The organism is Phycisphaerae bacterium, from assembly GCA_024102815.1.
Classification (GTDB): Bacteria; Planctomycetota; Phycisphaerae; order UBA1845; family UBA1845; genus JAGFJJ01.
In genome coordinates this window covers 48,133-74,737 of the sequence record JAGFJJ010000048.1, presented here as the reverse complement: position 1 = coordinate 74,737, position 26,605 = coordinate 48,133, and the positions used below count along the sequence as shown (strand labels likewise).

The 26,605-nt window shown below is 63.0% G+C and carries 19 protein-coding genes; 8 read left to right on the top strand and 11 right to left on the bottom strand.

Annotation, left to right across the window (positions count from 1 at the left end; translation table 11 throughout):
* Positions 1-141: 141 nt before the first annotated feature.
* Entirely contained in the window at positions 142-948 is an 807-nt protein-coding gene (locus tag J5J06_11355; GenBank protein MCO6437677.1) for a hypothetical protein, read from the bottom strand.
* A gap of 118 nt (positions 949-1,066) precedes the next feature.
* Positions 1,067-2,086, bottom strand: coding sequence for a L,D-transpeptidase family protein (locus tag J5J06_11350; GenBank protein ID MCO6437676.1), 1,020 nt, complete (start codon positions 2,084-2,086; stop codon positions 1,067-1,069).
* A gap of 277 nt (positions 2,087-2,363) precedes the next feature.
* Here J5J06_11350 and J5J06_11345 point away from each other — a divergent pair, with 277 nt between their 5' ends.
* The 4 genes from J5J06_11345 to J5J06_11330 all read left to right on the top strand — a co-directional run bounded on the left by J5J06_11345 (position 2,364) and on the right by J5J06_11330 (position 10,278).
* The gene (locus J5J06_11345; protein MCO6437675.1) at positions 2,364-2,975 is read left to right on the top strand and encodes a hypothetical protein; all 612 of its coding nucleotides are present in this window, start codon (positions 2,364-2,366) and stop codon (positions 2,973-2,975) included.
* A complete protein-coding gene (locus J5J06_11340) occupies positions 2,972-3,871 on the top strand; it encodes a hypothetical protein (GenBank protein ID MCO6437674.1) in 900 nt (299 codons plus the stop codon). Before J5J06_11345 ends, J5J06_11340 begins: the two co-directional genes overlap by 4 nt.
* A 120-nt stretch (positions 3,872-3,991) precedes the next feature.
* On the top strand, positions 3,992-5,689 hold the full coding sequence (locus J5J06_11335; GenBank protein ID MCO6437673.1) for an RDD family protein: 1,698 nt from the start codon (positions 3,992-3,994) through the stop codon (positions 5,687-5,689).
* A gap of 143 nt (positions 5,690-5,832) precedes the next feature.
* Complete coding sequence (locus J5J06_11330; protein ID MCO6437672.1) at positions 5,833-10,278, top strand: hypothetical protein; 4,446 nt, start codon at positions 5,833-5,835, stop codon at positions 10,276-10,278.
* A gap of 24 nt (positions 10,279-10,302) precedes the next feature.
* On the opposite strand, the gene tal is transcribed toward J5J06_11330, so the two are convergent.
* The 8 genes from tal to J5J06_11290 all read right to left on the bottom strand — a co-directional run bounded on the left by tal (position 10,303) and on the right by J5J06_11290 (position 19,215).
* Positions 10,303-11,409, bottom strand: a complete 1,107-nt coding sequence (gene tal, locus J5J06_11325) for a transaldolase (GenBank protein MCO6437671.1) — start codon at positions 11,407-11,409, stop codon at positions 10,303-10,305.
* Positions 11,410-11,441: 32 nt separating this feature from the next.
* On the bottom strand, positions 11,442-12,728 hold the full coding sequence (locus J5J06_11320) for an HlyC/CorC family transporter (protein MCO6437670.1): 1,287 nt from the start codon (positions 12,726-12,728) through the stop codon (positions 11,442-11,444).
* Complete coding sequence (locus tag J5J06_11315) at positions 12,718-13,434, bottom strand: hypothetical protein (GenBank protein ID MCO6437669.1); 717 nt, start codon at positions 13,432-13,434, stop codon at positions 12,718-12,720. The genes J5J06_11320 and J5J06_11315 overlap by 11 nt, the downstream gene beginning before the upstream one ends.
* A complete protein-coding gene (ybeY, locus tag J5J06_11310; protein ID MCO6437668.1) occupies positions 13,431-13,919 on the bottom strand; it encodes an rRNA maturation RNase YbeY in 489 nt (162 codons plus the stop codon). The genes J5J06_11315 and ybeY overlap by 4 nt, the downstream gene beginning before the upstream one ends.
* Before the next feature lie 24 nt (positions 13,920-13,943).
* Positions 13,944-16,283 (bottom strand): HDIG domain-containing protein, encoded by a 2,340-nt coding sequence (locus J5J06_11305; protein ID MCO6437667.1) that lies wholly within the window; start codon positions 16,281-16,283, stop codon positions 13,944-13,946.
* 205 nt (positions 16,284-16,488) lie between these two features.
* Complete coding sequence (locus J5J06_11300) at positions 16,489-17,412, bottom strand: PhoH family protein (protein MCO6437666.1); 924 nt, start codon at positions 17,410-17,412, stop codon at positions 16,489-16,491.
* Between the two features lie 128 nt (positions 17,413-17,540).
* Positions 17,541-18,545 (bottom strand): phosphatidate cytidylyltransferase, encoded by a 1,005-nt coding sequence (locus tag J5J06_11295; protein ID MCO6437665.1) that lies wholly within the window; start codon positions 18,543-18,545, stop codon positions 17,541-17,543.
* A gap of 157 nt (positions 18,546-18,702) precedes the next feature.
* A complete protein-coding gene (locus J5J06_11290; GenBank protein ID MCO6437664.1) occupies positions 18,703-19,215 on the bottom strand; it encodes a transcriptional repressor in 513 nt (170 codons plus the stop codon).
* 151 nt (positions 19,216-19,366) lie between these two features.
* Between J5J06_11290 and J5J06_11285 the strand changes: the two genes are divergently transcribed.
* The 4 genes from J5J06_11285 to J5J06_11270 all read left to right on the top strand — a co-directional run bounded on the left by J5J06_11285 (position 19,367) and on the right by J5J06_11270 (position 26,010).
* Positions 19,367-19,876 (top strand): HIT domain-containing protein, encoded by a 510-nt coding sequence (locus tag J5J06_11285; protein MCO6437663.1) that lies wholly within the window; start codon positions 19,367-19,369, stop codon positions 19,874-19,876.
* A gap of 37 nt (positions 19,877-19,913) precedes the next feature.
* The gene (dgt, locus tag J5J06_11280) at positions 19,914-21,026 is read left to right on the top strand and encodes a dNTP triphosphohydrolase (protein ID MCO6437662.1); all 1,113 of its coding nucleotides are present in this window, start codon (positions 19,914-19,916) and stop codon (positions 21,024-21,026) included.
* Positions 21,027-21,248: 222 nt separating this feature from the next.
* Positions 21,249-23,990, top strand: a complete 2,742-nt coding sequence (locus J5J06_11275; GenBank protein MCO6437661.1) for a M1 family metallopeptidase — start codon at positions 21,249-21,251, stop codon at positions 23,988-23,990.
* A 169-nt stretch (positions 23,991-24,159) separates the two neighbouring features.
* Positions 24,160-26,010, top strand: coding sequence for a lipase maturation factor family protein (locus tag J5J06_11270; GenBank protein MCO6437660.1), 1,851 nt, complete (start codon positions 24,160-24,162; stop codon positions 26,008-26,010).
* A gap of 29 nt (positions 26,011-26,039) precedes the next feature.
* On the opposite strand, the gene J5J06_11265 is transcribed toward J5J06_11270, so the two are convergent.
* Positions 26,040-26,525, bottom strand: a complete 486-nt coding sequence (locus J5J06_11265) for a hypothetical protein (protein ID MCO6437659.1) — start codon at positions 26,523-26,525, stop codon at positions 26,040-26,042.
* Between the last annotated feature and the right edge of the window lie 80 nt (positions 26,526-26,605).

Here is a 26,605-nt window from a genome sequence, read left to right as displayed (position 1 = left end):
GTTACCATTGCCTTTGCGTCGAGAACAGTGGTTCATGGCAGCCGAGAGGCAACGGCCTATGTGGACCCCGGCCCGCAGGGGCGGAGCCGGTTGTTGGGCGATCCATGCGATCTCCGCACAGATGCCCGCTTTACCTGTGGTCTACTTGCACTCGGGATCTGCCGGAACATCCTGGCCCGAAAAGCAGCGCTGAAATACAGCGATATCGGATAAATCCGTGTCAGTGTCATAGTCCAGATCCTTCGGCCCGCAACCGCTTGTCGCTGGGACTCCGGGGCCGGACGCACACGATTCAATCAGCTCAAGATCGCCCAAGTCAACGTCGCCGTCTCCGTCGATGTCCCCGGGAGCGGCCATGCTGTAGAGAGTAAGGGCGACAAACGCAAAATCGACGTACAGGCTGATCTTGTACGCTTCGAAATCGGTGAGAAGTGCCGTGCTACCCAAGTAACTGGGCGATGTATCGTAGGAAAACGTCTGGTTGTAATACCCTGTCGCATTGAAGTAGAGGGGATCGTTGAAGCCGTCTTCGCCGTTCAGAATCGGCATGATTTCCAGGGATGCACCGGCACCGGCCGTGTTCGCCAGCAGTTTTGCCGTAAAAGCGGTCATGTCAAACAGACGGCCATCCACACGCCGAATGGTGATTTGCGCATTCTGGCTCGTGCCTCCCGGGGGAGGGGTCGTAACCGCCTGTGCCTCTACTCCGGTGGGCCAAGGTACACGAACGGGGCGACCGATCGGCTGCCCTGTTCCTCCCGTGAACAATTTGTCCCGCGTATACGTAAACAGGTAGCCGCCGCTGCTCAACGTGTCGGACGTCGAGTCTGAAGATACAAACGTGCCCGTTTGATCCGCGTTGAAAAAGATCGTTGTTCCCGCATGTGCCGATCGACAAGAGTAGAAAGCCACCGCGAGGACTGCAAGCGAGCCCACTGTGCGAAGCATGAAAATCCCCCCATGAGGTTGTCTCAGGAGGTTGAATTGTACCCGTGCGTTGCGGGGGCCTACAAGTGCTCCGCGGCGCGCACATTACCGGTCGTTAACTTGTCGTGGATCCGAATCGCTATTTCACTTCCACGGTCGAGTGCTGCTCAACCAGCATGTCATAGACCCATTCGACGTCATCGTTGTGCATGCGGATGCACCCGAGGGAATTGCTCTTGCCGATGGAATCCGGCTCGATGGTGCCGTGGATTCCGTAACGCTCCTGTCCCAGGGCTTCGCCGGATATGCCGATGAGCCCGATCCAACGTTCTCCCAGTGGATTGCGGGGGTCGTCGGCCGTGATGATCTCGCCGCCACGGGGATGATAGTACGTCGGGTTCTCCAGGCGAGTTCCCACCCGCCACTGCCCGCGCGGCGTGCTGTCGTCAGCCCCGAGCCCCACCCGGTAGCTGCGCACGAGCACGTCCTGAAGGTACACATCCATCGTGTAGGTTTCTTTATCCACCACGGCGCGGAACGGACCCTTGACCAGTTTCAATGCCCGGCCGGCGCGAATCCGATTCACGTCGGCGATGCTGTTGATCCGGGCGAGCAGCTCAGGAGAGACCATGGTCGTTCGAGCGATCTTGGCCATGTGGTCGCCCGGCTTGATGACGTACCGCTCGACAAGGGGGTCATTCTCAAAGATGCGCCCGGAAAAGATCGTCTCGTCGGCGATGTGCACAAGCTGGTTGCGAACAGCATCGGCCTGGCTGCCCGACAGGCCCGAGCGCATCGCCTCAGAGAGCGTCTGCCTGGCTGCGATAAAGTCGCCTCGGGCTGCAGCTTGCTCTCCGCTTCGCACGATCGCGGCGAGCTTCTCTTCCGTGGGGGCGGGAGGGGAGGCCTCGGACGCCGGGATGGGAGACGCTGATTCTGGCGCCACGGTGCTGCTTGCGCTCTCACGCGGGGCGGGGGGTGCTTCGCTGTTCGCGGGTGTTCCGACCGGTTCCCGCGTTTCTCCGATCAGTGGCGTCGGCGGGCGCAGCAGAGCGTCGCCCTCTGATGGGTAGAGCCACCATGCGCCCAGCACGAGTACCGCCAGCACAGAGATGACAGCGAGTGGTCGAGAGCGTTTTCGGCGACGGCGTCGAGCCACGTATTTCTTCTCCGTCGCAAGCGACGATGGGATTCATTCTTCGGATTCATCGGCACCGGCCAGGGGTCGGCATCAGCCGCATCCACGTCGAAGCAGGATACGCGCGCGGGAGGCGAAGCGAAAGGGCTTTGCCGAATTCGCACGACCCAATCGGCCTGACCAAGGGCGGCGCGGTTCGGACGGTGTCGCGGCTTGACGATCGCGGAAATGCACTCTCCAATGCATGAACTGCTGTCTTGCGAGACGCGTTTCGCCAGAGGTTGCCGGAGTCCCGCCCATGTCCGCCCAAGATTGGCCCGTTGTCCGACCGACTGGAGTTTGTGCGGCCTCGGGACGGGTGCTCGCCGAGGGAGAGGAGTTCTACAGCGTGCTGATCGAGGAGGGGGACACATTTCGCCGCGAGGACTACTCGCTTGAGGCATGGCCGGGTGCCCCCGCGGGCACCTTCTGTTATTTTCGCAGCCGCGTCCCCGCCAGGAAGGATAAGCGCAGGCAGCAGAACGCCGTAGGCGATGAATCTCTGGTTGATTTCTTCCTTCGCCTTGAAGGCGAGGATGAACCCACACGCGTGCAGTTTCGATTCGTCCTGGCGCTGATGCTCATGCGGAAGCGAAAATTGCGTTACGAAGGCTCGGCCATGGAGGACGACCTCGAAGTGTGGGAGATGACGCTGGGGCGCGATCAATCGCGACACCGGGTTATCAACCCGCGCCTGGCCGACAATCAGATCGACGCCGTCGGTCGGGAGCTGACGGCCTTGCTCCAAGGGGAATCGCCGGACCCGGCGTGGGAGGGGGATGGAGCGTCGCCGGTCGACAGTGCTGGCGTGGAACATTCGGCCGAATCGACTGAGCCGGCTGACGCCGCGGATCGCGAGACACGATCGTGAGGAAATCCACCGCGTCTCTCCTCGCGAGCATCTCGGCCATCCTGCTGTTTCTCGCAGGATGCAACGGCCCGAAGCGAATTCTCTATCCGGAGCCGATTCCGCTGGCGGACGCGGCCCGGTTGGTGAACGCCAATGCCTCGATTGTTAGCGGAACATTGCGGGCCGTCGGTCCAGTGGACGGCCGATTCACGGAAGACGGGACAATACGCAGTTTTCACGCTGACGGCGTGATGTTCTTTCGTCCGCCGCAGTGCTTTCGGATGGACTTCAAGGTACTGGGCGAGCGCCAACTGCTCCTGGGCTCCAACGAGGAAGCCTATTGGGTCTACCTCAAGAAGGGAGATCAGTACTTCTGCGGTCGCCACGGCGAACCTGTCGATCCTGAGGAATCGCCGCCCATCCAGCCGGATCGAATCATCGACGCCCTCGGCCTTTCGCCCATTGAACTCTGGCCGGACGATCCCTTGCTGGGCTGTGTGCAGCGCGTGGTGGAACCGTATCAGCAGATTCTCTTCATTGAACGTGACGAATGGGGCCGAATCGCCTTGCAGAAGGAATATTGGCTGGACTTGGCCGCGCCCGGTCGCGTGCGCCGGGTCGTTTTTCGGGACGCGCTCGGCCGTGTGCAGATCGAGTCCCGACTCGATGACTACAAGAGAATGGAGGATGGTCCCTGGCTGCCCACGAAGTTGGAGGTCCGCTGGTTCGACCAGGCGAACGAGCCGAACGAGTTGCGCTTCACGGTCCGACTCTGGTCGCTATATGGCGACATCGATTGCGGCAGCGTGCAGTTCGCTGCGCCTCCGGCTTGTCTTCCGCGGACAACTCCCATATCTCCGGATCAACCAGGACCGGAATCCAGGACGGATGCCGGCGGTCAGAGAAGGGGAACCTAGTCGATGCCTCCGGCTGGTACATACCAATTGCGGGATCCGAAGCGGTACAAGTCACGAGGACCGGGTCGCGGCATAGTCGCGGTTTCCGCCGGGATTCTCCCGGTCGTCTTGGCGGCGGCGATGCCCGCCAGGGCGGCCGATCCACCCAAAATCGGGCTCGCCGCATCCGATCAGCTCATCTGGGTTTACCACCGCCAATCGGACTCCGAGGGCAAGCTGCTTCTCCATTTCGCCAGCCGGCGCGTCGCGCCCCCTGCGGAAGACCGATTCCTCCCGCTGTTTCGGACCGGATTGCAGGGCGCCGTGATGCAGTCGGCGGCGATGGGCGACAGTCTTTATGTGTTCTATCGCGACGGCACCCACCGCCGGTACTCGCGGCCCGTACCCACGTGGGATGCGACCTCGACGAAGGTGCAGCATGTCGAAATCAACCTGCCCCGGTCGACCGTTCCCACGGCGCTCGCCGCCGACGTGCCCGCGTCGACACTTTATGCCCTGATCACGACTCGCGTCGCGCGCGACCTTTCGCAGACCCGCTGGCTGGTTGACCCTGCCCTGGACACCGGTACGCCAGCGGCCGAAAACGCGAATGCCAATGCGAACGACGCCTCGCCCGGGAGCGATGTGCCGGCGTCCGAGTCCGGCGCGCCTCTTCCCGGCACGGATTACGTCGTGGTTCGCTATACGGGGCAATGGTGGGTGTATGATCGTCCGGCGCCGGATGATCTGACCGTCTCCGCGGAAGTGGCTTCAATGCTTGCACGCGACGCCAAGCTGTATCTTGTGTATCGCCGGGATCGTGAGAAACGGGATTTTGTCGCGAGGCGCAGCGCCAGCCCCGATGAGCCCTGGTCGCCTCCGCAGGCACTTCCGCTTGCCGATGTACCCGCCGATTGGGGGGGCGGATGGGTGGACGGTCAGCCGGTACTCGTGGACGCCCAGCGAGAACAGGATCACCTCGTCATTTCGTCCTTGCACTTGCAGGAGGGGCAGTGGAAGGTCGGTCCCAAACTCGCTGATGAGCACGGCTCGCCAAGCACATTCCACTCACCCGTAGCGATCACGGTTTTCGACGGCAGGGCATTCGTTGCCACGGAAAGCGGGGAGGACGGCGCAGATGTTGTCATCGGGCAGTGGTCCCTGGATACCGGCAAGCTTGAGACGGGGCCCCAGCCGGTGCTGGCGCTTGATACGAGTCCGGCCGCCGTCAGCCCGCAGACGCGCATGCTCGTAGAGTACGCCGTGATCGGGGCGCTGGTTGCATCGCTTTTTCTGTGGCGTCGAAGTCGCGTTTTCATGCCTCTCCCCTTGCCCAAGGAAGTCCAGCTTGCGCCACTCTCCACCCGCCTGGCGGCCGCCGTACTGGACATGCTGCTGCTTTCACCCCTCTGGAGCCTTGTCTTTTTCGCACTTTGGAGCCGCGCCGGATATACCGTGGCCGATCTGGCGTCGCGCAGCGCGGCTGCAACCGCCCAGCAGTCCGGAGCGATGGAGCTCCTTCTGCCCCTGTGCGGTGCGATCTACGCTGTTTACGGTACGGTGTTCGAATTGGCCATGTCAGCGACGCCGGGCAAGCGTGTCTGGGGGCTGAAGGTGTTGAGGGCCGACGGCACGCCCCGCACGTTCTCCGCCGTGCTCGTTCGCAACCTCACGCGAATCGTCGAGTTTGAAATGGTTCTGCTGTTTGTACTTATCGGACTGACGCCGAATCGGCAGCGTCTGGGCGACGTGCTGGCCGGCACCGTTGTCGTGGCGCCTGCCCCTATAGATATAAGCGAACGTCGACCCGGTTCCTCCGAATCCGACGACAAGTCCTGAGATCGTTCACTGACCGATAACTTCAGCCTTTCGAATCGCCATCCGATGAGATACCGGACGTACCCGGCGGCGAAGCCGTTCCGCTGATAATGGTCGGGGAATGCCCATGCGCCGCGGCAACGCTGCAAATTCGCGATGGTGACATGATGCCCGAAACGCGCTTTGGCCTTTCGCGTCCCCCATTCGACGACGTGCCCGACACCGATTTCCTCTTCGAGACTCCGGCTTGGTCGCAGACCTTGGCGGACGCGACGGAAACGCTGGTTTCAGGGCGCGGCGGAATTCTGCTCACCGCTCCACCAGGAATGGGGAAATCGCTTTGGGGGTGCTGCCTTCGTGATCGACTGGCGACACTCCATGGACGAAGAACGGCCTGGTTGCATCGGGAATCGGCCGGCAGGACGAACCTGCTCCGTGACGTGTTTCACGTTCTCAAGCTCGAACCCCCGCGCCACTTCGACGACGCCCGCGCGATCGCCAAGCTCCGCCGCGATCTGGCGGAGTTACTGGGCGACGACAGACGTGCCATTCTGCTGATTGACGGAGCCGAGCAGCTTTGCGCGGCCGACCTGCCGCGGATGGCCATGCTTGTGCAGCTCGCCGAACAAGATCGACGATTACTGGACATCGTTCTTCTTGCCCGCCCGGGAATTGAAGAGACGCTGCAGTCGAAGCAGGCGGTCGACTTGTGCTCGCACATCGCAGTGCGCCTTGAGCTGGTGCCCTTTTCGATGGACGAGACAACAGCCTACCTGGATCATCGACTCCGGGCGTCCGGTTCAAGCCGCGACGATCTCATCGATACGCAGGCATGCAAGCTTATTCACGAACTCGGCGCCGCCAGGCCCGGGAGAATCAACGATCTGGTACGGATCGCGCTGGCAAGAGCCGCGCGCGAAGGCAAAAAGTGCATTGACGGCGATGTCATACGCGAACTTGCGGACTGGCCCGATCGGGCGTCACGGAGGGTTTCGGTGCCACCGGGTTCCAAACCGCGCAGGGCGCGAACTTGCCAGGAAGTAATTCCGACACCCGAAATCGGCATGGATCGCGGTCGACCCGGAGCCCGGGAAGACGCCCGCCCAACCGAATTGGCGTCGGAGCCACAGACTACGACACCGCTGATACCACGACAGGATGATCACATGTCCGAGCATTCCAGCGCAATCGATTCGGTCGAGACTGCGGCCTGCAATTTCGAGCAACGGCTTGCCACCATACTCGAGGCCGCCGAGCGCCGTGCTGCGGCACTTGAGGAACGCTTGTTGAGCGGCAACGACGAAGAGTCCAACGAGCGTACGGAGCGGCTCGGTGAGGCATGTGAGCGGGCATTGCAGGTCGAGCAGCGCCTCTCGTCGATTGCGGAGCAGCTCGCCGACCGTATTGAGCAGGTTCAGGAGCAGGTATCGGGATTGCTTGCGAGCGTCGACGCCGGCGAGTCCACGCGAGCGGCGTTGGAGCGCGGCAACGAACAGTTCCAGGCGATGGCAAGTTCAACGATCGAATTGGCTGGTCGAGTCCGCGGGGAATTGGACGTTGCTCGCCAGGAATTGTCCAAGGCGACAGCCGATGCACAGCGCGCTTCCTCCGGCGCGACCGAGTCGGCCCGCCGTGCAGACACCTGCTGCACCACGATGACCGAGTCCTTGCAGCGCGCCGAGAGCATTCTGGCCAAGGCCATGACCACCCAGACAAGTCTCGCGACCCAGATGGACGAATCACGCGAGTTCTTCAGGCAGCAGCTCGACGCAACCACGGCGTCGCTCGCCCGACAATTGGAGAACGCAGCGAGCGAATCGCTTCAAAACGCTCTTGCTTCGCTTCGAACGGAATCCGGAAAGGTTTTGATGGAAACGCGGGCGGACATCAAACGAGCCCAGGGCGAATGCGCCGCGGAGATTCGCGAGCAGATTCGCAACGCTTGCACCGAGTCGCAGTCGATGCTCGGCCGCTCGGAATCCGCCGCCGCCGAGCTCGCCGCTCGCGTCAGTACGCAAATAGAAGAAATGCGCTCGAGGGCGGACGAGATTCACTTGCGACTCAGCGGCGCCGCCGGCGAATCCCATGCGGCGATCAACCGTACGGAATCAGCCATCGCAATGCTTGTCGTCCGCGCCCAAGAGAAACTTGCGAAGCTCCAGGGCTCGCTCCAGGAGTGCGCCGAGCGGCGAATCGCCGAGTGTGATGAGCACATGCGCGGGCTCCGGGATGATCACGCGGCCGCAGCGCAAGGCGTCCTGGCACGCATCGACGAGACGGTCGCGATGGCCGAGCAGCAGATGAGCTCCGCGGCAAGCCGCGTGCAATCCGAATGGGTGCAATCGGTGGCTGCGCAGCGGACGGCGGTTCAGAAGCTGCACGAGCAGGCAGGGACACTGATTGCGCAATTGAGCGGCGAGACCGAGGCGGCGGAGGCGCACCTTTCGACGATTCGGACCAATGCCGCAACATGGCTGCAGGATCTGGATGGGGACGTCGAGCGCGCCCATGCGGGACTCCAGCAAAGCGTCAGTCGTATTCTTGACGAAGCCCACGAGCGTCGGTCCATGTTGGAGTCTTCGCTGCGCGGCGACTGCGAACGGATCGAGTCGCTGGCCCGGGCGAATGTGGCATCCATCGCTGTAATGATCGAGGAGAACGTCGCGAATGCACGACGCATGAACGATGATCTCGCGGATGCTCTGTCTCGTCGGGTTGACGGTGCCAAGCGGGAACTGGCGGAGCTCGACGCCTATTGCTATCGCATCGAAACGGTTTCCGGGCAGATGCAGACCGGTCTGGCGGAATGCGAAGTCTCCGTTGGCGACCTTGAGCAGCGCATCGGACGCTCGGCGCACAGTGTGGAGGATCTCTCCGAACGCGCGGCCGCGGCCCGTCAGGCGCTTCATGGAGCTGTGGATGACGCCCATCAGAACCTCATGCGCGTCAGCGGAACGGCATCCCAGCTTGAGGCACTGCAGGCTTCGGCGCACCAGACGCTGGTCGACCTGGGTGCGACAAGCGAACAGGTCGCGACCCTCGGCGAGCAGCTTCGTGACGCCCATCGGCTCATCGCCCGCCTTGCCTCTTCCTGCGATCAATCGAAGGCGGCGGACGAGAGTCTTCGTGGACTGATCGAACGGTCGGCGAAGCTGAACCAGGCAATACAGGCCGGAGCCAGCGTGGCCGACGATCGCCTCGGCCGACTCGATTCCCACAACGCCGCCGCGACGGAAATCGTCCGACGACTCGGCGAGTCGACTGTTACCGGGCACGCGCTACGCGAGAAACTCGAGGAAACTTCACGTGCATGCGAATCGCGCGTGGAGCAGTCCGTCCTTCGGGCCTGCGGATACGCAGAACGCCTCGAAGAGCTCACCGAGGAATGCCGTGGTGTCTGCAAGCGAGCCGCCGAACAGGCCGAGGCTTTGCGGGAAGGACAGTCCACCGCCGCTCTAGCCGTCGAGGAAATCCGCCGCGACGTTGAGCCCGCAAGGGAGCTGGCCGAAACGCTGGGCGCTCGCGTGGCCCAGTCGCGCGATCTGACCCAGGTTCTCCAGCGCAATCTGCGCGAGGCGGAAGACTTGACCGCCCGGCTCGACACATTGACCGGATTGCTCCGCTCGGCCAGGGACCTCGACGGAACGGTTCGCGGCACGATTCAGGAAGGCACGGAGACGCGCGAAGCACTGGAATCCGCCATCCACGACGCAACGCGTCGCTCGGCCGACCTCGCCGACGCCGGCGGATCCGTACAGGGACTGCTCGATACCTACGAACGCGTACGCCGCGATGCCAACGCCCTGATCGCGCACCTGACCGACCAACTCGACTCCGCACAGACCGCCGCGGGTTCGACGGGCCGCCTGCTCGATGAATTCCTCACCCAATCGCGAAACATCGCGGAACAGTTGGCCGATCTCGCCCACCGCGAGTCGACCCTCGAGCAGCGTGTGGGCTCCCTGCTCGCACGCCCCGAGGAAGTCGTCGCCGAGGCGCATACCCAGGCCGACCAGCTGGAGCATGTCTGTTCGGCCGTGAAGAAGGTCTTCACCGGCCTGTCCAGGGCAACGCTCGATGCGCGGAAAGAGTGCCAGTCCTATGACACGCGGAGCCGAGAAGCCGCGCAACGGCTGGAGGAACTGCGGGCACAAACCAACCAGGCTGCGGCGACTCTCCGGGAGTGGGTCGAGGAGGCCCGGCACGTGCAGACGAGGCTCGAGCGTGCCATCGCCGACAGTCCGTCTCTTCGCCAGACGCACCCGGCCGATACGCTCGAAGCACTCGCTCGCACGACGACACGATCCGCCGTGGCCAACGCCAGCGCATTCGGAGATCGGTATGCCTCGAGCGCCGTGCAGCGGAAGGAGCAGCCTGCCACCGGTCAGGTTGTCGCCGAAGATGACCTCCCGCAGTCCGAGGAGACCCTCGCCAGCGTGTCTGTCTCGCGGGGCAATGTTCCCCTCGGGCCGATCGGCATGGACGAAATGACCGCCCCAAAAACCGAAGCGGAAGATCCCAATGCGGGTCACGTCAAGGAGGAGGCCGACAGCCGCGCCGCGGAAATTGACGCCCTTCTGGCCGACGCCCGCCGAACCACGGGCCGGTAGTCCTGACTTGCGCCATTGGGAAGATCAGGTCGCGGGGAGCTTGTCCTTCAGGGCGGCGAGCAACTCGTCGAACGATTGCGCGAACAGCTCCACGCCTTCGCGGCGGAGCTGCTCCGTTACGGTGTCGACATCGATGCCCATCCGCGCCAGCGCGGGAAACAGCGCTTTCGCTTCGTCCAGGCCGCGATCAATCGAGACTTCTGTCACACCATGATCCAGAACGGCCTCGATCGTCTGCGGAGGCATCGTGTTGACGGATCGAGGGGCGATCAGGTCATCGACGTACAACGTGTCGCGATAGTTCGGGTTCTTCGTGCTCGTGCTGGCCCACAGGGGCCGCTGTACGCGGGCGCCCTTCGCTCGGAGCCGTCCAAATCGCTTGCCGTTGTCGAAGACTTCGCGGAATCGTGCGTAGGCCAGTTTGGCGTTGGCCACGGCCGCACGACCGAGGAGATGGCTGACGTCCGCCCCTTCAACGCTCCTGCCCTGCAGCAGCTTGTCCACCGCAGTATCCACCCGGCTGACGAAGAAGGAGGCGACCGAAGCGACGCTCGCAAGGTCACCGCCCGCGGCGTCAAACCCTTCCAGCCCGGCAAGGTAGGCGTCCATCACGCGCTCATAAACACCCAATCCGAAGATGAGCGTGACATTCACGTTGATGCCCTCGCCGATCAACGTCTCGACGGCCGGGATCCCTTCTTGCGTTGCGGGCACTTTGATCATGACGTTGGGGCGATTCAGGGTCCGAAACAGCCGCCTCGCCTCGCCGATCGTAGCCTCGGTGTCGTAAGCCAGGCGGGGATTGACTTCCAGGCTTACGAATCCGTCCACGCCGTGGGTCCGATCGAACACCGGCCGAAGGATGTCGGCGGCGCCGGCAATGTCCGGAAAGACCATCGCCTCATAAAGGGCCAATGGCTCGCGAAGCGTTGTCGACACCTGATCGAACAGCACATCATAGTCGTGTCCGGACGTGATGGACTTCTTGAAGATCGTGGGGTTGGAGGTGACCCCGACGACCCCGCGTTCGATGAGCTCGAGAAGCTCTCCCGTGGTGATCATGCCCCGCGAAAGGTTGTCGATCCAGACCGACTGGCCCAGTTCGTGGATGCGCTGAATCGTGTTTCCCACGTCGACGACTCCCGGATTCTATAAACCCTGGTCTATCCGGCGACCTGGTTGGCCTGTTCCGCCGGTGAAATCTCCAGGCGAACCCGGAGGATCCGCCGCGCGTCCGCCGCGATGACCCGCACGGTCACGTTGTCGTGCTCGACCTTCTCCCCAACTGACGGGATTCGACCCAACTTGGAAAATACAAATCCGCCGATCGTCTCGAAATCCTCCTCGTCCGGAAGTTCGATATCCAACTCGTCGTTGAGCTCGTCCACGCGCATCCGCGCGTCCACCTCGGCCGTGTGTTCGTCCACTTGGACCAGTTCCGCCGGCTTACTCGTATCGTACTCGTCCGTGATGTCCCCGACGAGTTCTTCCAGGATATCCTCGATCGTTACGAGCCCGGCCGTGCCGCCGTATTCGTCCAGCACGACCGCAATATGCACCCGCTTCTGTTGGAATTCGCGGAGCAGCTCCCGGACCGGTTTGGATTCCGGAATAAACAGTGCCTCGCGCATCACGGTGGTCAACTGGAATGGGCGCGATTCATCGCGCCGCAGCAGGTCCTTCGCATACAGGACCCCCAGCACGTGATCGATCGTTTCGTCGAACACGGGAACGCGTGAATGACCCTTCTGGCGGATCGTGTCCAATACCGTCGCAAGGTCGGCATCCCTGGGAAGGGCGACAATGTCCGTGCGCGGCGTCATGATCTCCTCGACCGTGCGATCGCCCAGCTCGATGACCGACTCGATCATCTCCGCCTCTTCCTCGTCGACCGCGCCGTGCCGCTCGCCTTCGCTCACGGCGTTGAGGATTTCCTGCTCGAATTCCTGTGCAAAGTAGGCCGCGTCGCGCACCGGCACGCCCGCCAGACGCCGTACGAACGGATCGAAAAGCTCCAGCACGATGATCAGCGGGTAGCACCCCAGACGGGCCGCCTCCAGAAGAGGCAGCGTGGCGATGATCAACTGGTCACCCGCGTACTTGGCCCATGCCGACGGAATCGCGACGCCCACGATCAGCACGAGAAGCCAGGCGGCACCGCTGGCCGCCAGCGTCTGCCATAACTGCGCCTCGGCATCGAACACGCCTACGTAATCCAGGATCGCCACGAACAGGGCGATGACCGTCGCCGCCCGAAGGATGGCCGTGGCCAGGATGTACTGCGATCGTCGTAAGGCAAAAACCTCGAACGCCGTTTCCCGCCCGCGTTTCTCGAATTGCTCGCCAAGTCGCGCTCGCGCGGGACTGCGCAGGGCAAGATTCAGGGCCGTGAACAACATCAGCGCCCCCAGTGAAATCAGCCCCACCCACGGTGACCAGTTAATCACCATTGACTCCCGCGGCCGGCGGTGCGGCCGGCTCGATGTCCACCATGATCGTCGCCTCCGCCTCGTCCGCCGCCGCCGCGATCACATCCGCGCCGCAGTACATCGCTGTCCGTGCCGCGACCGTACGCGTCGAAGCTCTTGATCCGGCCGCGCTGACCAGGGCCCAATGAACACCCGGCAATGCCCGGGCCGCACTTTCCCATCGCCGCCAATGCCCCACTGAAATATGTCCGTGCAATGGGACAGCGACCACCGCGGAATCGCCTTCGAAGGGCGGATCGTCCGCCTCCAGAGCCAGATCCCATACGCCGATGTTCCCCTCCGGCACCAGCCGCACGACCGGAATCGCCGTCGATCCCACAGGCCCGCCGACAAAAAGATCTGCGGTCGCGGCCACAACGTCCCCGTCGGGATCGAACACCGCCGCGCAGGGGGCCCAAACGTCGGCAATCGCTGCATGCAGACCCGCAGCAACATACACGCCCCATTCGCGAGCCTTCCAGGAGATCGTCTCGCGAACGGCCGTCATCGCCGCAGGAAGGATGCTCCGGCTCGGTTGACCTCCGCCGGTATCCAATGCTCCAGGCAGAACGATCAGGTCGGGCGGGGATTCGCTGCCCGCTGCGGCATCAATGGCTCGAGTCAGCCGTTGCAGGTTGGCGGCGCGACTCCGCCCTTCAAGTTCCAGTTGGACCAGCGCCACTCTCATGAATTTGCGCCGCCGTAGATCCTCCCCAAGCCGGAGGCCGCCAGTACCTCGTCCTCTTCGGCGTGCATCCGCCGAGCCTGTTCGTCGTCAGCATCGTCATAGCCGAGCAGGTGGAGGACGCCGTGCACGGCATACAGCGCCGCCTCGGATTCGGGCGCATGCCCCCGCTGTGCCGCCTCGCGCGCCGCGGTCTCGACCGAGAGAACGATTTCCCCCTCGATTTTTTTGGGGCGTTCCGCACCGTTACGGACGGGCTCATCGCGAAGGTCAAACGTGATGACATCGGTCGGGCCGATGTGCTGGAGGTGAACCTCGTTGAGCTGGGCGATCCGCCGATCATCAACGAGCACGATATTCACGTCTGCTCGGGTAACGCCATGGCGTGCCAGTGCGGCGCGGAGTGCCGCAAGGATCGACGCCTCTGCCGCAGGTAGGTCGGCTGTCTCGCGGATCACGACAAGTTGGTACGCAGGATCGTCGTCCATCGCCCCTCGGGACGGTCATTCCCATCAACCGCTGAGCCGTTTCGGCTCTTCGCGCAACGCCGGTACCGTCGCCGGCCCCTTGGACGACCGCGGATAGGCTACCCGGCCATGATAAATGCTGCACAAACTCTTGACCAGAGATTCCTCAACCAGGCGAATTTCCCGCATGGTAATGTCGCAATCGCCGAATTGGCCGTCGGAGAGGCGATCCTGCACGATGTTGTGCACGGTGCTCTCGATCCGACCAACAGTTGGATCCTTCAGGGAGCGGACCGCACCCTCGACGCCGTCGGCCAGCATAATCACCGCCGATTCCTTGGTGTGTGGCTTGGGGCCCGGATAACGGAACTCGGCCTCGGAGACCTCCCGATCGTGTCGTCCGGTGGCAATCTGGGGCTGTTTCTCGCTCGCAACGTGGTGAAAATAGCGAACAACGCAGGTGCCGTGGTGCTCTTCAATGAACCGCCGTAGCACCAGAGGGAGCTTGTACTCCTTGGCCATCTCGATGCCGTCTTTCACGTGCCCGAGGATGATCAGGAGGCTCATCGTCGGGGCGAGATGCTCGTGGCGGTTCGTTCGCCCTTCCTGGTTTTCCGTGAAGTACTCGGCCTTGGGGATCTTCCCGATGTCGTGATAGAGCGCGCCGACCTGGGCGAGCAGGGCGTTGGCCCCGATCCGCTCACAGGCGGATTGAGCCAGGGTTCCCAGGACAAGGCTGTGGTTGTAGGTGCCCGGCGCTTCCTGGGCGAGCAATTGGAGAAGCTTCCGCGTGGGATCACGCCACTCCAGCAGGGTCAGCGATGTGGCCACGCCGAAGATCCGTTCGATAAATGGCAGCAACCCGGATACGAAAAACGCCGCGAGCATGGCGCTCGCCCCTGCGGCCAGCGTGCTGTTGATCAGGTACTCCCGGGCATGACCCTCCTGAAGCCCGGCGGCGATGGTTACGAAGATGATCGCCAGGGCGGTCAGAGCCCCGGCCGTGATGATGCGTGTGCGGTTGCGAATCTCATTCAACTGGAACACCGTTGCCGTGACGCCGGTCAGCAGCGCCAACAGGAATCCAATCCCGCCCCGCGAGGCAATCGTCACCATCAGCGCCACGATGCAGATGGCGCCGAGAGCAAACCGCCGCGGAAATACGATCGCGAGAATGCTCGCCGCCAGAAGCGCCGGCAACAGGACCAGTTCTCCGATCTGCGGCCACTGAAGGTGCATCAGGCGGGAGACCAGCACCGTGCCGACAATGAGCGTCGCAAAGCTCACCATGCTTGGACGGTTTTCGAGCACGTCCCGCTGATGCATCGCCGTGTACAGGAGCGTTCCAATGGCCAGAAAGCCCAGCAGGGCGCTCATGCCCGCCTGCCGCAACCACTCGCGCAAGCGAAGCTCACTTTGCAGCGACCGCTGTGCGGCGAATTCGGCGGTGTCCGGAAGGTGTTCACGCAGGAATGCCCTGTAGGCCTGATGATGGGCCCGGAGCAGATTCAGCTCTTCCGATCCCAGGATGCCGGGGACAACCGTGACCAGCGGTTTGCCGCGCTCAAAGACAGCCACGGCCTGGGGGGTCGCATCCTTGGCTTCGCGCATCTTCTCCTGTGTGCGCTCCGCGTTGTAGACGATCGTGGGCTGGTCGCGCAACGTGCGCAGGATGATCGCTTCCACCGCGGGGCGCAGCGCCGTCAGGAACGGCTTGCTCAGGGCAGCCGCACTACCCGCGAGCGCTTTTTCGTTCTCGATTCGAACCAGTTCGGTGAGGCGAATCTCCCGCTGGACGGTCTGCCCCTGGTCGTTCGTCTCCTCGAGGATGATGTACTCGGCCGTACTGGACGGCGTGCGCGGTTCCTTCAGCAGTCCGCGAACCACGAACTCGTGGTCAAAGTCCATCTCGTCGATCCACCGGAAAAATCGCTCCCGGCCGAGGTTCTCGGGCATGTTGGCGAGCGATTTGAACCGCTCGTAGATGGAAGCATCCGGCTGGACGCCGAACGGCTCGACCGCTTTGGCGAATTCATCGAACGACTGGGCGGCGGCGGCGGCTTCGTACAAACTCCGCAGATCCGCTTTGATGCGGTCCCGCGTTACCCCCGGAGCATTCCACCGGTAGTAACTCGGCGTGGACGCCTGTGCGGATTGTTCGTTCGCCTTGGTCCGCACCGGATCGGGTATCTGGAAGTCCACGGCAGCATAGAGCGGGTACTCGATCCGCTGCCCCGCCGCGAAAGGCAGCGCGGAGGCGCCGACGAATCCAATCGCCGCCGTGGCCAGAACGAAAGCCAGGCTTCCCAGAAATCGCCAGCTCAGCAGCCAGCCGCGCAGCCGCAACCTCGTGTCGCCCATCTTCTGGACGCGTTGTTCGCGCACCTGTTGGCGCCGGCTTTTCGGCTTGCTCGACCATCCAAACATAGGGCTCGATATCCTGTTGTGGCGTTCTCACCCGGGTCGGGCTTGCGACGAACGGCGTTTCCGCCCCGGGTCAAGGTGGCCCCGCACCTGCACCACCTATACCCTATCGGGTCAATCGTATCGCCGCCTCGCACGGGCTCTGTGCGCTCTCCATTGACGGAGGTTATCGGACTGAATTCGCCGTTCGACCGTAGGCCTCCACGACGCGCTGGACCAGTGCGTGCCGCACAATGTCCTGTTTGGACAGCCGCACAAGGGCCACGCCGTCCACGCCCTCTAACCGCCGGAGGGCATCATGAAAACCGCTCGGGTCCCCCGAAGGCAAGTCACTCTGACTGTCATCCCCCGTCACGATCATCTTGCTGTCATGTCCCAGCCGCGTCAGGAACATCAGCATCTGGTTGGTGGTCGCGTTCTGCGCCTCGTCCAGAATGATGGCCGCGTGATTCAGTGTTCGTCCCCGCATGAACGCCAGCGGCACGACCTCGACCACGTCGGTCTGCATGAAACGCTTGATCTGCTCAAACGTCATCATGTCATGCATCGCGTCGAACAGCGGCCGCAGATACGGGTTAACTTTCGCCTGCATGTCCCCCGGCAAAAAGCCGAGCTTCTCGCCCGCTTCGACCGCCGGGCGGGCGAGGATGATCCGCTTGATCCGATGCCGCTTGAGCATGGATACCGCCAGCGCAACGGCCAAATAGGTCTTTCCCGTGCCCGCCGGGCCGGCGCAGAACGTCAGGTCATGACGGCGGATCGCATCTACGTATTTCGATTGCCCCTCACCCTTGGGGACAATCGACGCGGACGGCAGAAACACCTCGATCGCCGCGGTGTCTTCCTGCCCTTCCGTCCGGAACCGGGCGATCAACTCGTCGACCTGCTCGTCACTGATTTCCCGCCCGCCCGAGATCAGCCGCTGCATTTCATCCAGCACCCGGGCGGCGCGATGCACAGCCTCATCATCACCGTTGACGTAAATGGTCCCGTCGCGGGCAGTGATGCGCACGTCGAACGCCGCGCGGATCAGGCGCAGATTACGGTCGGTATTACCGAAGAGCGTTTGACGCCGGGTGGTATCGTCGATCGGAACGGCCAGTTCCACGAGCTATGCTTGCCGCTGTGGGCGATTTTCCATAGACCATTCGCTCCAAAGCACCGAGGCGTAACACGACCGAGCCTGAGCGTCAGAGGCCCGGCCACCTCCCCCGTATCCTATGCCACGATACCCGCAAGAGTCAGGAGAAGCCAAGCGATTGGCAAAGCCAGTATCAAACTGTCGACCAAATCCAGGACCCCTCCGAGTTGCGGTAGCACTTTACCTGAGTCCTTGGCGCCGACGTCTCGCTTGAAGCTGGACTCTAATAAGTCGCCCAGCTGCGCAAATGCCGAGACTACACCCCCGAGCAAGGCCCCCCAGGCCAACCCGCCAGCGAGCGAGTCTCCCGCCAACGTTTGAAGAGCGCCGATGAGCCCCCAACCAGCATCTGCCGTTTCCGTTGATTTCGGGCCGAGGGCTGTGCCGATTCCGACCAGAACCAGCACCAGCACGATGCTGGCGAGCAAGCCCCCGACGGCGCCCTCCACAGACTTGGCTGGGCTGATTCGCGTAATGAGCTTGTGCCGCCCCCAGGCGGAGCCAATGAACAAGGCGCCGATGTCGGTCACTTTCGCCAAAAGCACGACGAGGAGCAGCATCCAGAGCCCCTCGTTTACGGGTAGCCCCGGCGAGCAGCGCAAGCGCGTGGCGAAAGAGCCCAGGAAGCCCGCATACAGAATGATCATCCATGTCGCGGCCGTGTCGCGGAGAACGTTGTCCGTCTGCCGGTGAGCGACGGTGAGCAATGATGTTCCGGCGAGTGCCAGAACCAAGATCGACTCCATTCGGAGGAGCAGGCGAACGGCCGGCGTATCGGACGGCGCCGAAGCGGCGATCATCCACGGGGAGATCACCAGGAGTGTGACAATGAAGCAGGCGAATCGGGTGTGGGGCTGCGCGCCCTCGGTCCGGAGAATAGCGGCGAACTCCATCGCCCCGGAAAGAAAAACCAACGCGGACACGAGGATCACCGTGCTGCCTTGGCGAAGCAGCCGTGCGCCGAAGCCCTCCTGTGACGCGGCCCAGGACGCCATCGCCGCGTCGGCGATGAAGACACCGAGAACCACGGCGATGGCCGCCGAACCAAAGATCAGCCGTTGGACTAGCTCCCGCCGAGTCAAATCGAACCCTCCCTCGGACGCGCCAAGCGGGCGGCGACGATACCCCGCGAGGGCGCGAACGTCCACGCGAGTCCGACGCAGCAGGAGATCGGATCGTCGTGAAGCCCGGTTCGGCGGCGGCCGGCAGGATGTTCGCCCGGCGATGGTTGTGGTCGGGTTATGATCGGTCTGAATCCCGGTTTACCGGTTTCGCCGCCATCGTGGCCACAGGACACGCGGTGGAACATTCCCAGCACAAGCCGGTGAGCTGAAAGCGGTGTCCGGTGACATGGAAGTGATGGCGTCGGCCGATCCGCTGGCGAAGTTCGAGCACTTCCTCAGCGCCGAATTCGATGATTCGTCCGCAACGTCGGCATACCATGTGATCATGCGGGCCCTGCCCGAAGGCGTGTTCGTAATGGGCCTGCTTGACCTCAAAACGCACCTGCTTGAGTACGCCGCATTCCACGAGCAGCGGAAGCGTCCGATAGACGGTGGCCTTGCCGACTTTCTCCCCGCGGTCGCGAAGCAGGTACAGCACCTGCTCGGCCTCGAAATGCTCGTGGAGATCGAGGACGGCATCGAGAATCTTGCGACGGGCAGTGGTGTATTTGATGCCCCGTTTGCGCAGAAACTCGCGGAATGCGGTGTGAATCTGTTCCGGAGTATGCAGGTCGTGCAGGTCACTCATGGGTCACGGACGAATCGGCCCGAAAGGTAACGGCGCTTCTTGTCCCTGCGATTATGTTCCTGCGGGCCCGGGTGGGCAACCGCATTCCACTTGTGGGGCCCTGCGCCGACGACTACACTCCGGCCGGAAGGGGCTGCGGAACGGTCAAATCATGGCGGAATTCAACCGCAACATCTGGGCGCCCTGGCGCATGGAGTACATCCGATCGCTCGATCAGGATGTGGAGGAGCACGGCTGCTTCCTCTGCCATTATTGGGAGACGCCGCACCTCGATCGGGAGCACCATGTTCTCTGGCGGTCGGGTAGCGCGTTCGTGATGATGAACCGCTTTCCCTATTCGAACGGGCATCTCCTGGTGGCACACGGCCCGCATCGCGGCGAGCTCGGCGACATCAGCGATGACGACATGGCCCTGCTGGCCAGGCTGATTCGGGAGTCCACGGCGCTGCTTCGCCGCGTGGTTCGCGCCCAGGGGTTCAACGTCGGGTTCAATGTCGGACAATGCGCCGGCGCGGGGCTGCCCGACCATCTCCACGCCCACATCGTGCCCCGGTGGGGAGGGGACACGAATTTCATGGCCGTCCTCGGCGACTGCCGCGTCGTGCCCGATTCGCTCGATGCATTATATACCGAACTCACTGCGGCCCGGGGTGCGACCTGACCCCGACGCGAGGGCCGTCTTTCAAGGGCTTACAGCAATGACGGCGGGGCTGCCGGAGGAAAACGCTCTTGCCTCATATGCAACGACTGACGACGGCGGTCGCGTCCACGACGAGCCCGCTGATCCCTTGCGGACGCCATTCGAGCTCGACGCCCATCGCATCGTCGGCTGTACGGCGTTTCGGCGCCTGGAGCACAAGACGCAGGTGTTTGCGCCGGAGGTTCACGACCATTTCCGAACGCGGCTGACGCACACGCTCGAGGCCTCGCGGCTGGCACGATGCCTCGCGCGGTCCTTGCGTGCCAACGAGCTGCTCGCCGAGGCGATTGTCCTTGCGCACGACCTCGGCCATCCGCCCTTCGGGCATGCGGGCGAGAAAGCGCTGAACGAGGCGCTGAGCGACGCCGGCGGGTTCAACCACAACGCGCACACGCTTCGCGTGGTCACCTACCTGGAGCATCCCTTTCCGGCATTCCGGGGCTTGAACCTGACCCGGGCGACACTGGCCGGTCTCGCCCGACATGAAACGGGCTACGATCAACCCGTGGAAACAGCGGGTGCCCTGAGTGTCGAGGCGCAGATCGGATCGTTGGCGGATCGACTGGCGTACAACATCCACGATCTCGAGGATGCCATCGGCGCGGGATTGGTTGATGAGCGGTCCCTGAGTGACATGGTGCTTTGGCGTGAGGCACGAGCGGTTGAGCCTTCCGCACATCGTGACAGACCGTTGCGTGCCGTGCGCCGGGCGGTGCTCGATGCAATGCTCACTCGCATGATCCAGAGCGTCATCGAGGCCTCGAGCGATGCGCTGGCGGCAAGGGGCGCCAAGGAAACCACGCCCATGTCCCCGGTTGATCCCGTGCGCCTGACGGCGGAAGGCGAGGAGCTTTTGCAGCAGGCGGAGCAGTTTCTTCGGGAGCGGGTGTACTCGGACCCGACCGTGGCCGCGGCGGACGCACGCGGCAAGGAGCTGATTCTCGCATTGTTCGAGGCGTATCGCCGCGATCCGCTCGCCTTGCCCGAGCGCTTCCGTGCGCGAATCGACGCACAGGGCACGGATGGGGTCATCCGCGACTACATCGCCGGCATGACGGACCGGTTCTGCCGGGTGGAATGTGAGCGCATGCTCGGCCTGCGTTTGTCCTGATTTGGACGCTCCCTCGATTCCGGCTTCCCCGTTGCGGCGGGACTGAAAAAAGTGGTCGCGTTTTCGGGCCAGGGAGCCGGTGGAAATCCGCGCGGACAGCTTCTTTCGCGGTCCGAAATCGCGTAGAATCGTTGCCCACGGAAGTTTCTTCGACTGGGGGACTTGCGATCGTCCGGGGCGCTCCTTGGGTGTCCTTGGCGTTCCATGCCGGATTCATCGTCCATGCAGGAGCACGTGATGCAGGCCATCGGCTCGCCCCACGACGGGGCACGTACGCGTTTTGCCGCGGTGATGTTGTCTGGGTGGTTAGCTTGCGGGTGCATGTCGCTGCCCGTCATCGGCCACGAACCTTCGCCCGGGGAACCGTTTGAGCCGCCCTGCGGCAAGGCGGCGGCGATGGTGCGCCAATTCAGCGAGTCTGCGCCAGAGCCGGTGGACCCCGCCCGCCTCGAAGCCATGCAGGATACCGATGTCCTGCACTGCGACCTGGACATTGAGATCAGCAACCTCAACACGGGCAGCAACACGTGCACGATCACCGGCTCGAACCGAATGACCATTCAGAGCAAGTCGGCTTCCTTGACAACGTTCACGTTCCGCCTGCGGAGCCAGTACACAATAACGAGCGCCCTGATAAACGACGTTACGCCGGTCAGCGTGACGACGCTCAACACGACAACGCGAGAAGCCACGCTCGATCGCCCGTACACGCTGGACGAGATCTTCACATTGACCATCGCCTACACGGGTAACACGGTGTCGGCCGGGTTCGGGTCGTTCGACGTGACCACGCAAAGCGGCGTGCCCGTCGTGGCCACGCTCAGCGAGCCGTATTACGCCTACACCTGGTGGCCGATCAAGGACGGTGATTACGGTGTGCCGGGAGACAACTCGGACAAGTTCACGCTGGATTTCTCGATCACGGCTCCAAACAACTACAAGGTGCCTTCCAACGGTACGTTGGTCAGCGTGGATGTCCTCGGCGGAGGCCGAAACCGCTACAACTGGTCGACCTCCTATCCGATCGTGCCGTATCTCGTGTCGTTTGCGGCCACGAACTACAACCAGTGGACGGCAATCTATAACTATCCCGGCGGCAGCATGCCGGTGGAGTTCTATATCTACCCCTCAAACGATACACCCTCGAATCGCACGGCGTGGGAACAGGTCATTCCCATGCTCCAGGTGTTCAGTGCGGCCTACGGGCAGTATCCGTTCATCAACGAGAAGTACGGACTTTACAACTTTCCGTTCGGCGGCGGCATGGAGCACCAGACCATGACTGGCCAGAGCGGGTTCACGGAAAGCCTGAGTTCGCACGAGCTCGGCCACCAGTGGTGGGGCGATGCGGTCACATGCAAGACGTGGAGTGACATCTGGCTGAACGAAGGTTTCGCGACATTCTGCGAGTGCCTCTGGCAGGAACGAAAAAGCGGCATCAACATGGCCGCCTATCGCTCATGCATGGCCGGTCGTCGTCCCGGTTCGGTGGGTGATTCGGTCTACGTCTACGCTCCGGATACCGCCAGCGTCAGCCGGATTTTCAGTTCGACCTTCAGCTACCGGAAAGGGGCATGGGTTCTGCACATGCTGCGCGGCGTGGTGGGGGATCCGACATTCTTCCAGATCCTGGCGGACTACCGCGCCAACTTCGAGGGGAGCGCGGCCACGACCGACGATTTCGCGGCGGTGGCCTCCGTAACCCATGGACAGGACCTGACCACGTTTTTCGATCAGTGGGTCTATCAGATCGGGGCACCGTCGTACCAGTATGGATGGGATTCGGTCAAAGTCGACGGGCAGGACTACTTGATGCTCCGCATCCGGCAGCTCCAGCCGGGGTCGTATCCGGCGGTGTTCGAAATGCCGGTCCAGGTTGACGCAGTTGTCGGCGGGCTGCCCGATCGGCTGACGGTGTATAACGATCAGCGGACCCAGTGGTTCTCCGTTCCGGTCGACGGACCGGTCACTGCCGTCAATTTCGACCCCGACACCTGGATTCTCTGGACGTCGGCCGCACCGGCGACATACCTCGGCGGCGATCTGGACGAGAACCTGGCCGTGGATCAGACAGACTACAATCTGTTCTCCCATTGTTACGCTGGCCCGGATGTTCAAATGGCGGCGGGTTGTGAGCCGGCGGACTTCGATGGGGACCAGGACATTGACTGCTCGGACTGGGGAGCGTTCGTCCTCGCCTGGACGGCTCCGGGCAATCCGCCGCCGCTGCCACCGTGCAGCTTTGCGCTCGATCCGGTGGCGGTAACGGACTATCCCGACGGAGCAGCGAAGAACCGCTTCATCTCCTTTGCCCCGAATCCACTTTCGGGCGGAGCGCTGCACGGATTTCAGGTTACGCATCCGGACTCGGCCAACGCCTGGTACATCAGTACGCCGCGGACGCAGCCGGCGAGCGTGGCGGGGATGGGGCTGACCTTCCTGGTGTCCGATGCGGTGCCGCCGCTTTATGACTTCAGTTCACTCAGCGTGATTCACGTCGGAGGGTGCGCCATTGTTCCGGGCGAGTCCTATGAAGTTCGTGCGACCGAAGACGGCGTCATCTTCACGGCGCCGCTTCTGGTGAGCACGGCCGCGATCCCCTCGCCGGATCGTTGGTGGGCGGACGTTTCCGGGGGATTCTCCGCTTCGGGAGATGTGTTCACCATTCCGCCGACGCCGGCGAACGGTTGGCGCCCCCCGGACGGTACCGTCAATGGATCAGACATTGCGGCCGTGCTGAAAACGGTTGTGCAGGATCCGGTGGCACCGCCGCTGACGTGGTCGGACGTCGGTCCCGAGGTGCCGGACCGTGTGGCGAACGGTCCCGATGTGCTTCATGTCGTGAATGCGTTTGCGGCCGGGTCGGGTCGGGAGTTCTATCCATTCAGTGTACCTGATGCGCCCGGTCCACAGGGTCAGGGATCCTGTCCGCCTCCGCCACTGCAGGCAGACCTTTCGCCGTAGCCTGGGGCGCCTCGGCCGTCTGACCGGGCGGGGCAAGCATCCGGGAGCAATTCCGACGCGCAGTGCTGGCGAAGTGCTTTCGGCTGCGCCATGATGCACATGCGTCCATCGGGCGGCTGCATCGGGCCGTGCAGTCGCGGGACAGGTCCGTCGCGCTCCGACCGGTACGATGGTCAAGAATCCTCCTGCCAAGCCTCTACTGGTCTTCGACGGTGATTGCGGATTCTGCCGCTACTGGATGGTGCGGTGGCGACGACACACGCTGGGTCATGTCGATTACGCCCCTTATCAGGACGTAGCCGACCAGTTCCCCGAGATTCCCATTGAACAATTCCAACGCGCCGCACAACTGGTTGAACCAGATGGGAATGTCTTTGCCGGCGCCGAGGGGATATTCCGGGCGGCGCGATACGCGCCGTCGCGGCGCTGGTTGAACACACTGTACCGCCTCGTGCCCGGACTTCCCCTCGCGGCGCGAATCACGTACGGCACGATCGCGCGCCATCGTGCGGCCGCGATGACGGTTACGCGACTCCTCTGGGGGCCCAAGCCGGAGCCGTCTACGTTTCACCTCGCGCGATGGCTCTTTCTGCGCCTGCTTGGTCTGATCTACCTGATCGCGTTTCTTTCGCTGGGTTCACAGGTGCTGGCGCTGATCGGTGAGCGCGGCATTTCACCGGCCGGCGAATTCCTCGAACGGGTATCCGGCCGTTTCGATGCACAGGCTTACATGTGGGTTCCGACGCTTGCCTGGCTGGACCACAGCGATCGGTTCCTGTTGTTCCTGTGCCATGGCGGGGCCCTGCTTTCCGGGTTGATTGTACTCGGCTTTGCTCCGGGGCCGTTGTTTCTCCTGCTTTGGGTCTTCTACCTTTCGCTAGTATCGGTCGGGAATGTATTCCTCTCTTTTCAGTGGGACGCCCTGCTGCTGGAAACGGGCTTCCTGGCGATTTTCCTGGCGCCATGGCGGTGGCGATCAAGGTTAGCCACCGATCCGCCGCCGTCCGGCTGGATGCTCGTGCTCTTTCGGCTGTTGCTCTTCAAGCTGATGCTGCTTTCCGGCATCGTGAAACTGGAGAGTGGGGATGAAAGTTGGTGGAAGCTCACGGCACTGGAGTACCACTACTGGACCCAGCCGCTCCCACTCTGGACGGCATGGTATGTCCATCAACTTCCGACGTGGGTTCATCGCGCGTCGGTGGCGATTGTATTCGTGATCGAACTGGGCATGCCCTTGCTTTTCTTCGCTCCGCGACGACCCCGCCACCTCGCGGCCGGCGCTACGGTTTTCCTGATGCTGGTCATCGGCGCCACCGGGAATTACACGTTCTTTAACCTGCTGACAATTGCCCTCTGCGTTTTGCTGCTCGACGATAACCTGCTGCGGAGATTCACTTTCCCGCGAACGCGTGGAGCGCTCGACAACCTGCTGAGTCTCTCGCGGCCACCGCGGTGGCGGGCGCTTGTGCACGCGCCGCTGTTCGTGACGGTGCTGGCGGTCAGCGTGCTGGTCGGTGTGCAGCGGGCTGCTCGCGTGCGCTATCCCGAACCGATTGCGAATACGCTGCGGCGCGTCAGCGTCCTGCATTCCTGCAATGCGTACGGCCTGTTCGCCGCGATGACCAAGCAGCGGCACGAGATTGTCATCCAGGGCAGCGACGACGGACGGGAGTGGCGGCCGTACCGGCTCCGCTGGAAGCCGAACGATCCGCTTGTGGCTCCATGCTGGGTGCAGCCGCACCAGCCGCGGGTCGACTGGCAGATGTGGTTTGCCGCGCTGAGCGATTATCGTCGCCAGCCCTGGCTGACGAATCTGATGGCACGGATTCTGGAGGGCTCACCGGACGTGCTCGACCTGTTCGCCGTGAATCCATTTTCCGAAAAGCCGCCGCGATACGTACGAGCAATAGTCTATGACTACCACTTCACCACGCCGGAGGAGCACCGGGAAACGGGCGCCTGGTGGACGCGGAGGGAACTGGGGTTATACACGCCGGCGCTGTCGCTTCGAGGGCGTTGATGCCGATTTGCCGACGAAGGCCCGCGTATCTACTCCTCCTTCGGGATTGCGGACTTCGTTGCATCGACGTTCAGTTCCCGAAGCACACCCAACCATTCTGCGTAGAAGTAGGGCACGTCGAGTTCCGCGTGGAGCTCGCGAAGCCGGGCGAGGTTTTGCTCGGTCATCGGTCCCTGCCAGCTCTGGGCATTTGAATCGCAGTAGAAGATGCGGCAACCGAGCGGTCGCCGCTCTCGCGCGTGGCAACGGCCGCTGAAGGCGTGCGGACAGGTCTCTTCGGTCACGGGCGGAGGAGCATCTCCAGTGGCAAGATAGTAGGCCACCTCCAGCGTGGTGACGAAGAGTCGATGCCCGAACGCGGCGAAGCGGCAGCAGTCGCCGCGATTCCAGCAGGTCGCCCCCTTGGCAGCAATGGCGGCGTCGGCGTCGGCATAGAAGATGCGCATCGCCTCGAGCACGTCCGGCCGGCGCGCAGCGGCGGAGATCGCTTCGGCGGGAATAGGGTTGAGGCTCATCAGCGCACACGCCCCACTTGGTCGTATGTCGTCGGCCGTGTCATCATTGCGAGGAGGATTGTATTCAATGTGAGGCGTGG